Genomic DNA, 13,137 nt, shown 5'->3' on the forward strand with positions numbered 1-13,137 from the left:
ATGTTCGCAGCTGGAACAGGAACCTTCTATTAATTATTGTACAAATTTTTTATTACAGGTAGGGTTAACCTTTGCGGCTATCAGATAAAAAACTAAAACGTAATAATTACTGTTTACATATTTAATAAAATAGTTTATAATAAATTCCATTCGTAATCGTTACGATTTAAATTTATTAAGAAATACAAAATAAAGAGTACTATTGAAAGGAGAAAGTGTAAAATGGCTAAAAAGTCAAAAGTTGCAAAAGAGAAAAAACGCCAGCAAATGGTTGCACAATATGCAGAATTACGAAGAGAGCTAAAAGCAAAAGGAGATTATGAAGCGCTTCGTAAACTGCCTCGGGATTCTTCACCAACCCGTTTGAAAAGCCGTTGTGAGGTTACAGGCAGACCACGCGGATATATGCGTAAATTCAACATGTCCCGTATTGCTTTTAGAGAATATGCGCATAAAGGACAAGTGCCTGGCGTGAAGAAAGCCAGCTGGTAATCAAATCATGCAGTTATCTAAGCAGCAGTATCATCTAAGCTGACGCTGTATTTTCATGTACCACACGATATAAGATAGGAAAGAAAACAGCTTTTAACGGATACTTGGCGGAAAGCTGTTTTCTCTTTCATGAATAAGGAGGAAAAGCATTGTCACAAGAAAGCCCCATTCCAGTAACGATTCTAACTGGTTTCTTAGGTGCCGGCAAAACGACATTGTTAAATAAACTGCTGCACGATATACCCAATGAGAAGGCTGCTGTGATCATTAATGAGTTTGGTGATACATCGATTGATAGTCAATTGGTGATACGAACAAAAGAAGAAATTGTTGAAATTAACAGCGGCTGTATCTGCTGTAATGTACGCGGTGATTTGATCAGCTTGTTAACTGATTTAATGAAGCAGGAAGAAAAAGTGGATCGCATTATCATTGAAACAACAGGCATGGCGAATCCAGCCCCAGTTATTCAAACGTTTTTGATGGATGAGCAGATAGCTGATACCTTTGAAATCGACAGTGTAATTACGATGGTTGATGCCAAGCATATCAAGCTGCATCTGCAGGAAGAGGAGCCGGAGCAGCAGATTGCATTTGCCGATATTTTGCTTGTGAACAAGACCGATTTGATTACAGAAGACGAAAGAAAGCAGCTGGAAGCACAGTTAACGCATATGAATCCAAATGCCAAGCAGTTTTATACGACATATGGAAACGTAGATACCAAAGAATTAATCGGAAAAAAATCGTTTGATTTAGATTATGCCTTAAACATTGACCCTGAGCTGTTAACAGAAACACATCACCATCATCATAATCATCACGTGACATCCTTTGTATTTCAAGATGATCGACCGCTTGATTTGGACAAAGTGAATAAATGGTTTGCTTACTTAGTTCGTATCAAAGGAGAAAGCCTCTACCGTTATAAAGGATTGCTTTCCATTAAACAAATAGAGCAAAAAGTGGTGTTTCAAGGAGTGCATATGCTCTTTGCAGGTACAGAAGGCGATGTATGGACAAAGGATGAAAAGCGTAAAAGCGAGGTTGTTATTATTGGAAAGCATCTTGACCATCAAGAATTGGAAAAAGGCTTTCAATATTGCCTTGCTTAATTTTTGATAATTAAACCGTAATGATTACAATTAGGAGGATGAACACATGAAAAGAATCCCTGTTACTGTATTAAGCGGATATTTAGGTTCTGGAAAAACAACGTTATTAAATCATGTCTTACATAACCGGGAAGGGTTAAAGGTGGCGGTCATCGTCAATGACATGAGTGAGGTCAATATTGATAGTGAGCTGGTCCAATCCCAAGGCGGATTTTCACGGACAGAGGAAAAGCTGGTTGAAATGTCTAATGGCTGCATCTGCTGCACACTGCGGGAGGATTTATTAGTAGAAGTGGAAAAACTCGTAAAGCAAGGAGAGTTCGACCATATATTGATTGAGTCTTCTGGTATTAGCGAACCGATTCCGGTAGCCCAGACCTTCTCTTATATTGATGAAAGCCTGGATATTGATTTAACCCAATATTGCCGATTGGATACCATGGTTACCGTTGTTGACGCGAACCGCTTCTGGCATGATTTCGGTTCAGGCGATTCGCTTCTTGACCGGAAACAGGCGGTCAGTGATGTAGATGAATGGAATATTGCTGATTTATTAATTGATCAAATTGAATTCTGTAATGTGCTTATTCTCAATAAAACGGATTTAGTCAAAGCAGAAGATTTAGATAAGCTGGAGAAGGTGATTCGTACCTTACAGCCGGAAGCAAAAATCATCCGTACCCAGCATTGTCAAGTCGATTTACAGGAAATTGTCAATACGAATTTGTTTGATTTTGAGAAGGCAAGTGAGTCAGCCGGCTGGTTACAGGAATTAAATGCAGGCGTGGAAAATCATACGCCGGAAACCGAAGAATACGGGATCAGTTCCTTTGTATACCGGTCCAGATTGCCATTTCATACGGAACGGCTGGTAAGCTGGTATCAGGATTTGCCAAGAGAAATTGTCCGCATGAAAGGCGTTGTCTGGTGTGCAACGCATAATGATTTAGCCTTATTACTATCGCAGGCAGGCCCTTCTGTCGAGGTGGAGCCGTTAGCTTATTGGGTCGATTCGCTGCCAAAAGCCCAGCAAAGGGAAATATTTGAGAATAATCCGGAGGTCAGAGAGCTGTGGGATCCGCAATTTGGAGACCGCCATACCAAGCTGGTATTCATTGGCATGGACTTGGATAAGGAGCAGATAACGGAGGATTTAGAACGCTGCCTGTTGAGTGAAACAGAAATGGATGAAGACTGGTCCGCGTTTAGAAATCCATTTCCATGGCAGCTATCGGGGAGTGCGAAGGCATGATTTTATCTGGACAAACGATAAAACAGCATGTTGATGATAAGCAGTTAACAATTACTCCTTTTCAGGAATTAAGTGTTCAGCCAGCTTCGATTGATTTACGGCTGGGGAAAGATTTTTTAGCTGTTGATGACTTGTCTACGCCTTATTTATCGGTTGATCAACCAGCAGATTATCGGAGAATCAAGATAGCAGAGCAAGAAACCATCACGATTCCGCCGCAAAGTTTTCTATTGGGAACGACATTGGAGCAAATTGGTCTCCCAGAACAGTTAACTGCCTTTGTGGAAGGAAGAAGCTCGATCGGTCGGCTCGGTGTTTTTATTCAAAATGCAGGCTGGATCGATCCCGGGTTTTCCGGACAAATTACCTTGGAGCTATTTAATGCAAATCGCGTGCCTGTTCAACTGCAGGCCGGAATGCGAGTTTGCCAGCTTGTTATAGCCAAAGTGGATCAAAAAACGGAAGGGTATAGTGGAAAGTATTTGTATCAGCAAGGGACGACACCTAGCCGTGTTTATTTGGACAAGGAAAGAACGTGAATCCTTCATTGGCGGAGAGGAAGCTTCTCTATATATAGAAAAAAATATAGGAATAAAGACGTTTAGTTGGCTGTAATGCTGTCATTTCCAGAATGACGGTTACAGCCAGTTCATCTGTAAGAAAGGCGTGAAATAAAGTGAGCAAGAAAATACCAGTAACGGTGTTAAGCGGATTTCTAGGTGCAGGGAAAACAACCCTGCTGAATCATCTGCTTCAAAATCAGCAAGGATTGAAAATAGCCGTTATCGTGAATGATATGAGTGAAATAAATGTGGATGCCAAATTGGTAAAAGAAGGCGGTTTTATCCGTACGGAAGAAAATATGGTGGAAATGACCAATGGCTGTATTTGCTGCACATTAAGAGAAGACTTGATTGTGGAGCTGGAAAAATTAGCAGAACTCGATATCGATTATGTGTTGATCGAATCAAGCGGTGTGTCGGAACCAATTCCAGTTGCGCAAAGCTTTGTCTATGCGGATGATGAATTGGGAATCGACTTAAATGCCTTTTTCCAGCTTGATACGATGGTAACGGTCATCGATGGACATCAGTTTTGGAAGGATTATCAATCAGAGGATTTATTGATGGACCGCGGGATGGAAGTCGCTGAGGACGATGAAAGAGGCATTGTCGATTTACTGGTAGACCAGATTGAATTTGCCAATGTGGTTATTTTAAATAAAACAGATCAGATGACGGAGGAAGAAATTACTTCATTAAAAAGTTTACTTTATAAGCTAAACCCGGATGCGAAGTTTATCACAGCAGTCTTTGGGAAAGTAGATCCGTTACAGGTGCTTCAAACCGGTCAGTTTGACTTTGAAGAAGCAAAGCATGGCGCCGGATGGATTAAGGAATTGAATGAGGAGCATATACCGGAAACAGAAGAGTATGGAATCAGCTCCTTTGTCTATCGAAGCAGAAAACCGTTTCATCCCGAGCGGTTTCAAGGATGGCTGGAAAATTGGCCGAAGGAAATCCTCCGGGCGAAAGGCTTCTTTTGGTTAGTCACCAGAAATAATGTAGCGGGGTTTTTGTCTCAGGCAGGTTCAATGATGACACTGGAAGGAGCCGGCAGATGGCTGGCAAGCTATTCGGAAGCAGAACAGGAAGCATTAAAAGTGCAGGACCCGTCTTTGTTTGAGGACTGGGATGAGCAGGCCGGGGATCGGATGACAGAGCTTGTTTTGATTGGCAGTGAGATGGATAAGGAAGGGATTGCGGCGTCATTGGATGCTTGTTTAGTGACGGAGGAGGAAGCGGAGCGGGATATTTCTGCTTTTGTGGATGATTTACCTGCTTTTCCTGTGGTTTAAAGAAATTTATTATATTAAAATTCAAGTATAAGAGGGGAAGAATGCATAAGTTATGTATTCTTCCCCTCTTATACTATAGGAAAACAAGAAGTTTAAGTGGAGAAATTAATGATAATAAATATTTTTACAAATAAAAGTGCAAAGTAAAAATAGGTGATTCATTCAAGTAAAATATACTTATATGTTATCCTAAAGAAAACGAACAGTTTAAATAAAGGAGGCGATACGATGACAGATAAACAGAATCAAGGCTGGAACTTAGAAAATACCTACCAGCAATTGCCCAAGCTTTTCTATACGAATGTAAAACCAGCAAAAGCAGATGCCCCTGTGCTAGCCGTGTACAATGAAAAGCTCGCAGCAGAATTAGGGTTGGATAGTTCCGCCTTGAAGCACGAAGCGGAAATCTTCGCAGGCAATAAGCTTCCAGATGGAAGTGATTCGATTGCTCAAGCTTATGCTGGACATCAATTTGGTTCCTTTACGATGCTTGGTGACGGTCGTGCTGTATTATTTGGAGAGCAAGTGACTCCGAAGGGTGAGCGCTATGATATTCAGCTGAAAGGCTCTGGCAGAACGCCTTATTCCCGCGGCGGTGATGGACGGGCGGCGCTTGGACCGATGCTGAGAGAATATCTAATCAGCGAAGCAATGCATGGATTGGGCATTCCGACAAGCCGCAGTTTAGCGGTAGCAACCACCGGGGAAACGGTATTTCGTGAAGCTCCGCTGCCCGGCGCTGTTTTGACAAGAGTGGCAGAAAGCCATATTCGGGTTGGAACGTTTCAATATGCAAGGCAGTGGGGGAATAAAAAGGATTTACAAGCGTTGGCAGACTATAGCATGAAGCGGCATTATCCAGAGATTGCAGAGGATGAAAATCGTTATTTGACATTCTTGTATAAGGTGGCAGACAAGCAGGCCGAGCTGATTGCGGATTGGCAGTTAAAAGGCTTTATCCATGGTGTGATGAATACAGATAATGTTGCTATCAGCGGAGAGACGATTGATTATGGTCCATGTGCTTTTATGGATCAATATGATCGGGAAACGGTTTTTAGTTCGATTGATCAGCAAGGGCGGTATGCTTACGGCAACCAGCCGGGAATCGGAGCTTGGAATATGGCGCGCTTTGCAGAATCCTTGTTAGTTCTGATGGATGAAGAGGAAGAACAAGCGATTCCAAAGGCAAAAGAGGCTGTGGAAACCTATGTGCAGTCAGTAGAATCCTATTGGTTAGACGGTATGAGAAAGAAGCTGGGGATTATCGGTCAAAGTGATGATGATAAAACATTGATTCGAAGCTTGTTGGATTTGATGGAGAAATATCATGCAGACTTTACCAATACCTTCCGTGCTTTAACGCTACAGCAGCTTGATAATGATTCCATTATTTTCCAATCAACTGCTTTTAAAGAGTGGCATCAGGCATGGCAGGATAAGCTTGAAAGTCAGACGGCATCTTTAGAAGAAGCTTCTCAGTTAATGAAACGGCATAATCCATCGATTATTCCCCGAAATTATTTGGTGGAAGAGGTGTTGGCTGCGGCTGTGACAGAAGGAGATTACGAACCTTTTCATGCTTTATTAACAGCATTGGAAGATCCTTATGCGTATACAGAGGAGCAGGAGAAGTATGCTGTTGATCCGCCGGAACAGGATTTTCAGACGTTTTGCGGTACGTGATAATATACTTTGGAGTTGTAAGAATGGAACAGATAGAAGCCCAAGAAATTATCAACATAATCTCTTGGGCTTATTTTTAGGGCTGCTCCATCTGATATGGGAAGTATTTTCTATTTTTAACAATAGTTATGTTATTGGTTCCATTCATGTCGAGTTATTGGTAAGCTGTTAACAGAAGATAATTAGCAAAACAGTCTAAAAATCCCTTAATACGTTTCAACCATAGCATAATGGCAAAGGAAGTGACAAAATGGAAGAAAGATATACAAGAACCTATGCTGAAAAGTTAGATGCGGAGGATACATTAAGGTCCTTCCGAAATGAATTTTATCTCAAAAATGAATACGTTTACATGGATGGGAATTCCTTAGGTTTGATGAGCAAAAGAGCAGAGCAGTCCGTCTATGATTTGCTTGCTTCCTGGAAAAAGCATGCGATTGATGGATGGACGCAAGGAGAGAACGCCTGGTACTACTTATCGGAATCGCTTGGTGAAAAAATGGCCGTGCTTGTTGGTGCCGAAAAAGAGGAGGTTGTCGTAACTGGTTCAACAACCGTAAATCTGCATCAGCTTGTGTCCACATTTTATAAACCAAAAGGAAGCAAAACAAAAATTTTAGCAGATACATTAAACTTTCCCAGTGATATTTATGCTTTAAAAGCACAGCTAAAGTTAAAAGGGTATGATGATTCCCACCTTATTCAAGTACAGAGTGAGGATGGGCACACACTGGATGAAGAGACCATTATAGATGCAATGACAGAAGAGATCGCGTTAATTGTATTGCCGAGCGTCCTGTACCGGAGCGGACAAATCTTAGATATGGAAAAGCTGACAATAGCAGCGCACGAGCGCGGTATAAAAATCGGTTTTGATTTATGTCATTCGATTGGGGCTGTCCCGCATCAATTGCATGATTGGGACGTTGATTTTGCGTTTTGGTGTACCTATAAACATTTAAATGGCGGGCCCGGCAGTGTGGCGGCGCTTTATGTGAATGAAAAGCATTTCGGGACTGCACCTGGACTTGCGGGCTGGTTCAGCTCGGATAAAGAAAAGCAGTTTGAGATGGAGCACACGTTGGCGGCTGCCGAGGATGCCGGAGCTTTTCAAATCGGGACACCGCATGTGTTAAGTGCTGCTCCGCTAATTGGAGCATTAGAGCTGTTTGATGAAGCCGGAATAGAAAAAATACGTGAAAAGTCCTTGCAGCTGACCGCATATATGATGGAATTAATTGAACATGAATTAAAGGAATTTGATTTTGATATTTGTAATCCAATAAATGAAAAACAGCGTGGAGGGCATATTTACCTTGAACATCCGGAGGCTGCGAGAATTTGCAAAGCATTAAAGAAGAGGAAGGTCATTCCGGATTTTAGAAAACCATCTGGCATTCGGCTTGCGCCGGTGGCTTTATATAATTCGTTTACGGATGTTTATGAATGTATACAAATACTAAAGAATATTATGGAAGAAAAAGCCTATGAGCAATTTTCCAATGAAAGAGAGGTTGTTTCCTGATGTCTAAATGGATCGATGTTTCCCAACCGTTAAATAACAATCTGGCACATTGGCCGGGAGATGAACCATTTCACTATGATACGCCTGTAAAGAAAGAGGTGTCGGGGGTTGTTAATATCGGCAAAATCACAACAAGTGTACATGTAGGCACACATGTTGATGCACCGTTTCATTTTTCAAATGAGGGCAAACGGATACTGGATTTAGATATTGAGCGCTATATTGGTCTCTGTAAAGTGATTGATTTAAGTGATTTTAATGAAATTAGCGAAAAAGCTTTAAAGACAAAAGGAATTTCGCATGCGGAGCGTTTGCTGATTAAAACAGCGCTTCCAAATAAACCGGATCGTTTTCCAGAAGAAGTGTCTCCGATAACAGCAGACGGAGCAGCTTATATGAAAGAGCTCGGTGTAAAGCTTGTAGGTGTAGACACTCCATCTGTGGATTCGATTTCAAGTAAAGACCTGGCCGGGCATCATGCATTGTATAAGCAAGATATTTATATTTTGGAGAATGTGATGCTGGACCAGGTTGAAGAAGGTGATTATGAACTGATTGCCTTGCCATTAGCGTTGGAAGAAGGGGATGGGTGTCCTGTTCGTGCCGTCATAAAACCAATAGAGGAGCGTTAAAAATGAAATCGGTCAATCAACACCAAGCTTTTGAAAATGAAAAGAGTATCCAAACTGATTTTAAAGAGAAGATGACATACAGTGATTATTTAAGCCTGGATACGTTATTATCGAGCCAGCATCGTTTGAGCGGCCATCATGACGAAATGTTATTTATCATTGTTCATCATGTAAGCGAGCTGTGGATGAAGCAGATTCTGCATGAAATTCATTCTGCTATTGATGATATACAGGCAGATAATCTAAGGTCTTCCTTTAAAAAGCTCGCACGCGTATCTCAAATACAAGAGCAGCTAAAAAGTGTATGGGACGTCCTTTCTACGCTGACGCCAAGCGAGTATATCGAGTTTAGAGATAAATTGGGAAGTGCTTCTGGATTTCAATCCTATCAAAATAGATTAGTAGAATTTGCTCTGGGATATAAAACAGAATATGTTCTCAAAATATATGAAAATGATACGGAGCTTCATCCAATTTTACAAGAAGCATACGATGCGCCAAGTCTTTATGATGTGTCGATTCAAGCTCTCTCCAGAGCAGGGTTTTCCATTGATAAAGAAGTATTAAACAGGGATGCCCGTATCACGCATCAGACGAATGAGAGCGTGAAAAGAGCCTGGATGATAGTCTATAAAAACGTAGCGCAGTATTGGGAGTTATATGAGCTTGCTGAAAAATTGGTGGACATAGAAGGCTTATTTCAGCAATGGCGCTTCAGGCATATGAAAACGGTAGAAAGAATTATTGGCTTTAAAAAAGGAACAGGCGGTTCTGGCGGCGTGAGCTACTTGAAAAAAGTACTCGATCAATATTTTTTCCCGGAATTGTGGGATCTGCGAACAGAACTTTAGATGACACATATTTCGAATGTTGACCAGTATGATTTATCCTAAATGTTCCACCAAGATTACTTCCTGTGCATCGGAGCTATGCACCATCACCAATTCCAAAAGAGCCGGATATTTAATCAAAAAGCAAGTATGGTAATGGAGAACATGTTCACCCTGGAATAGCAAGATATATATGCTTATTCTTAGGTGCGCAAGTTGAGTATATTATATTCAAAACCCAGGTTCAGCTAACGGAGATAATAGAAGAGTAGCCTAAGATAGAATGGATAAGAACGAATGGAGAATATAAAAATAAATATATTTTACTACCTATATCAGGAAGTGCTTAAACAGTTAGGTAAAAAATCTACTTTCCTGTTGCATTTGAAACCGTAATCATCTATAATGAAGTTAACTAAAGGATTGTTACTGTTCGGCAGGCAAAACCTGGGTTAATCACAGTGGATTGTATGGCTTTTTGTCTACAATTTTGGATTAATCCAGGTTTTTTTCTGGACAAACAGGTATCAGAAGAATTTAAAAAATACTCATTTCAGGTGTGAATGCAATTGAAAATTACAAAAGTATTAAATAATAATGTAGTTATGTCAAAAGATGAATCCAATCAGGAAATCGTTGTCATGGGCAAGGGTTTGGCTTTTCAAAAAAAGACTGGAGATGCGATTGAATCATCGAAAGTGGAGAAAACCTTTGTGCTGGAGAATTCTAATGTAGCTAAGAAGCTTGCGGAATTAATGAAAGAAACTTCTGAGATCTACTTGGATCTTTCTTACAAAATCCTTGAACTGGCTAAATCTCAATTGACATATAAATTGGATAATTATTTATATGTTGCCTTAACGGATCATTTAAGCTTTGCAATTACAAGGCATAAAAATGGCATCGACTTGAAAAATCCGCTGTTGTGGGAAATTCGCAGGTATTATAAACAGGAGTTTCAGATTGCATTAAAAGCGTTGGATATGGTGGAGGAGGATACTGGAGTAAGGCTTGTAGAAGATGAAGCGGCTTCTATTGCCCTGCATTTGGTCAATAGTCAACTATCCGGTGAAAACATGGATACCGCAATTAAAGTAACGGAACTGGTTAATAATATCCTGAATATTGTCAGATACTATTTCAAAATTGAATTGGAGGAGGATTCCATCAACTATGAACGGTTTCTGACGCATCTGCGATTTTTTGCTACCCGTTTTATCCGAAAAGAAAAAGCAGAAAATACGCATGATGATTTCCTGTATGAACAGGTGAAAAAGAAATATACAGCTGCATTTGAATGCACAGAGAGAATTGCAGCCTATATTGCTAAAAACTATGATTGGGACATTTCCAATGATGAAAAAGTTTACTTAACATTGCATATCCACCGAATTACCAATCGGCACCAAATAGATTCTTCATCGTGATATAAATGAAACCTGTAATTGAATAATTATGTTTAGGATTGTTACTGATGAAGCAGGCAAAACCTAAGTTACCCGCAGTTTACAGAGGAGAGCTCTGTATGCTGTGTGTAATTTAGGTTTTTTTTATTACTTTGAGGAGGTGGTTGAATCAAATTATAAATTATCATAAAACGAATGGATGAGATGTTGTCAGGCTGTATGTCGAAATTATTTATTATTTTTTTAGAAGCGTAACCTCTATCCCGAAGAGTATCACACCGCAGGAAATATTTTAAGCAAACGCTATATGTAAAAGAATCCATGCAGGCAATAATCCTGAATAAAATCAGAAAATAGATTTAATTTGTTTTATTATAATAGAAAGAGGGGAAAACAATGAAATATGAACAATTAGCTAAAGATATTATTGAAAATGTTGGCGGAAAAGAAAACGTTAACAGTGTTGTTCATTGTATTACGCGTCTTCGTTTTAAATTAAAAGACGAGGAAAAGGCAAATACAGAAGTTTTAAAAGAAATGGATGGCGTTGTGGCCGTCATGAAAAGTGCCGGACAATACCAAGTGGTTATCGGCAACCATGTACCAGATGTGTATAAGGCAATTGTAGAAGTCGGCGGTTTGGAGTCAAAAGGATCTGCTGATGAAGCGGATGGCGGAGATAAAGGCAGCTTGCTCAACCGCTTTATTGATATGATTTCCGGTATCTTCACGCCGATTCTTGGAGTATTGGCAGCGTCCGGTATGATCAAAGGGTTCAATGCTTTATTCGTTGCGATTGGATGGCTTAATGAAGAAGGCGGAACATATCAAATTTTAAATGCAACCGGAGATGCCCTGTTTTATTTCTTGCCGATTATATTAGGGTACAGTGCAATGAAAAAGTTCGGCGGGACGCCTTTCGTAGGTATGGTTATTGCCATGGCATTGGTATATCCTGCGCTTGAAGGAATACCTGGAGCGGCAGAACCGCTGTATACCTTGTTTGCAGGAACGGTGTTCGAGTCACCTGTCTATATAGAGTTCTTTGGAATACCAGTCATTTTAATGACGTATTCAATGTCTGTTATACCAATTATTGTAGCAACATTTTTTGCAGCAAAAATTGAAAAGGCTTTAGCGAAAATTACTCCTAATGTTGTCAAAATGTTTTTTGTACCTATGTTCACGTTACTGATTATTGTTCCATTAACCTTTATTGTGATTGGCCCAATTGCAACCTGGGCAAGTCAATTATTGGGACAGGTAACTGTCTGGGTGTATGATTTAAGCCCTATTATTGCAGGTGCTTTTCTGGGCGGTTTCTGGATGGTATTTGTTATGTTTGGATTGCATTGGGGGCTTATTCCAATTGCGTTTAACAACGTTGCGGTTTCCGGAGAAGATCCAATTCTGGCATTAATTTTCGTGCATTCATTTGCTTTAGCAGCAGCAGTACTGGCTATTTGGATAAAAACAAAAAATGAAACTACGAAAACACTCAGCCCGCCGGCGTTTATTTCTTCCATATTCGGCGTAACGGAACCTGCTTTATACGGGATTGCTTTACCATTGAAGCGACCATTTGTTATCTCGCTTATATCATCAGCTGTCGGTGGAGCAATCATTGGATTATTCGGGACGAAAATTCACTTGCTCGGCGGACTTGGTATCTTCCAATTCCCTGCCATGATCCATCCAGAGGAAGGATTAAACACAGCATTTATCGGTACTATCATAGCAGCAGCGGTCGGGATGGTTCTATCCTTTGTTCTGACTTATTTCTTCGGAGGGATTAATCAAAAAGCGACAGCTGCACCAGCAGCCGAAGCAGCTTCCGCAAAAGAGGAAACAGTTATTACGATACAAAATGAAGATATTGTCAGCCCGTTAACTGGAGAAACCATTGCACTCGAAAAAATAGAAGATACGGCGTTTGCTTCCGGAACGCTTGGGAAAGGAATTGCAGTGGAACCGACAGAAGGAAAATTGATTTCACCTGTTTCTGGAACTGTTTCGGCGATGTTCCCTACAAATCACGCCATTGGAATTACAACGGAAAATGGCGCTGAGATTTTAATGCATATTGGAATGGACACAGTACAATTGGATGGCAAGCACTTCACAGGCCATGTGGAACAAGGTGCAAAAGTCGACAAAGGACAGCTGCTTATTGAATTTGATATACCAGAAATTAAAAAAGCCGGCTTCCCTCTGACCACACCGATTATTATCACGAATTCAGGTGATTATAAAGATATTGCGTTTACAGAAACAAAACAAATTAAGATTGGCGACCCGCTGCTTTCATTAGAAAAGTAACGGATACCAAATAGATAGAAGA

The 13,137-nt window shown here is 40.5% G+C and carries 11 protein-coding genes; all 11 read left to right on the top strand.

Features of this window, described 5'->3' with window-relative positions; all coding sequences use genetic code 11:
• Positions 1–222 precede the first annotated feature (222 nt).
• The gene (gene rpsN, locus ACFO3P_RS10030; RefSeq protein ID WP_040984215.1) at positions 223–492 is read left to right on the top strand and encodes a 30S ribosomal protein S14; all 270 of its coding nucleotides are present in this window, start codon (positions 223–225) and stop codon (positions 490–492) included.
• Between the two features lie 149 nt (positions 493–641).
• Positions 642–1,607, top strand: coding sequence for a CobW family GTP-binding protein (locus ACFO3P_RS10035; protein ID WP_379542392.1), 966 nt, complete (start codon positions 642–644; stop codon positions 1,605–1,607).
• A 46-nt stretch (positions 1,608–1,653) separates the two neighbouring features.
• A complete protein-coding gene (locus tag ACFO3P_RS10040; protein ID WP_379542393.1) occupies positions 1,654–2,859 on the top strand; it encodes a GTP-binding protein in 1,206 nt (401 codons plus the stop codon).
• Entirely contained in the window at positions 2,856–3,398 is a 543-nt protein-coding gene (gene dcd / locus ACFO3P_RS10045; RefSeq protein ID WP_379542394.1) for a dCTP deaminase, read from the top strand. Before ACFO3P_RS10040 ends, dcd begins: the two co-directional genes overlap by 4 nt.
• Positions 3,399–3,535: 137 nt before the next feature.
• Positions 3,536–4,717: a GTP-binding protein gene (locus ACFO3P_RS10050; RefSeq protein WP_379542395.1), complete on the top strand. Its 1,182-nt coding sequence runs from the start codon at positions 3,536–3,538 to the stop codon at positions 4,715–4,717.
• 228 nt (positions 4,718–4,945) lie between these two features.
• A complete protein-coding gene (locus tag ACFO3P_RS10055; protein WP_379542396.1) occupies positions 4,946–6,403 on the top strand; it encodes a protein adenylyltransferase SelO in 1,458 nt (485 codons plus the stop codon).
• A gap of 250 nt (positions 6,404–6,653) precedes the next feature.
• Complete coding sequence (gene kynU / locus ACFO3P_RS10060; RefSeq protein ID WP_379542397.1) at positions 6,654–7,928, top strand: kynureninase; 1,275 nt, start codon at positions 6,654–6,656, stop codon at positions 7,926–7,928.
• Complete coding sequence (kynB, locus tag ACFO3P_RS10065; RefSeq protein WP_379542398.1) at positions 7,928–8,560, top strand: arylformamidase; 633 nt, start codon at positions 7,928–7,930, stop codon at positions 8,558–8,560. Before kynU ends, kynB begins: the two co-directional genes overlap by 1 nt.
• Before the next feature lie 2 nt (positions 8,561–8,562).
• Positions 8,563–9,411, top strand: a complete 849-nt coding sequence (gene kynA / locus ACFO3P_RS10070) for a tryptophan 2,3-dioxygenase (protein WP_212928243.1) — start codon at positions 8,563–8,565, stop codon at positions 9,409–9,411.
• Between the two features lie 548 nt (positions 9,412–9,959).
• A complete protein-coding gene (gene licT / locus ACFO3P_RS10075; RefSeq protein WP_379542399.1) occupies positions 9,960–10,817 on the top strand; it encodes a BglG family transcription antiterminator LicT in 858 nt (285 codons plus the stop codon).
• 375 nt (positions 10,818–11,192) lie between these two features.
• Positions 11,193–13,115, top strand: coding sequence for a beta-glucoside-specific PTS transporter subunit IIABC (locus tag ACFO3P_RS10080; RefSeq protein WP_379542400.1), 1,923 nt, complete (start codon positions 11,193–11,195; stop codon positions 13,113–13,115).
• Positions 13,116–13,137 lie beyond the last annotated feature (22 nt).

Source organism: Oceanobacillus aidingensis (assembly GCF_042654105.1).
Classification (GTDB): Bacteria; Bacillota; Bacilli; order Bacillales; family Amphibacillaceae; genus Oceanobacillus; species Oceanobacillus oncorhynchi.

Excerpts from the sequence above, each read along its gene's own strand:
- rpsN (WP_040984215.1), top strand. The coding sequence starts at position 223 with ATGGCTAAAAAGTCAAAAGTTGCAAAAGAGAAAAAACGCCAGCAAATG.
- ACFO3P_RS10040 (WP_379542393.1), top strand. The coding sequence starts at position 1,654 with ATGAAAAGAATCCCTGTTACTGTATTAAGCGGATATTTAGGTTCTGGA.
- dcd (WP_379542394.1), top strand. The coding sequence starts at position 2,856 with ATGATTTTATCTGGACAAACGATAAAACAGCATGTTGATGATAAGCAG.
- ACFO3P_RS10055 (WP_379542396.1), top strand. The coding sequence starts at position 4,946 with ATGACAGATAAACAGAATCAAGGCTGGAACTTAGAAAATACCTACCAG.
- kynU (WP_379542397.1), top strand. The coding sequence starts at position 6,654 with ATGGAAGAAAGATATACAAGAACCTATGCTGAAAAGTTAGATGCGGAG.
- kynB (WP_379542398.1), top strand. The coding sequence starts at position 7,928 with ATGTCTAAATGGATCGATGTTTCCCAACCGTTAAATAACAATCTGGCA.
- kynA (WP_212928243.1), top strand. The coding sequence starts at position 8,563 with ATGAAATCGGTCAATCAACACCAAGCTTTTGAAAATGAAAAGAGTATC.
- ACFO3P_RS10080 (WP_379542400.1), top strand. The coding sequence starts at position 11,193 with ATGAAATATGAACAATTAGCTAAAGATATTATTGAAAATGTTGGCGGA.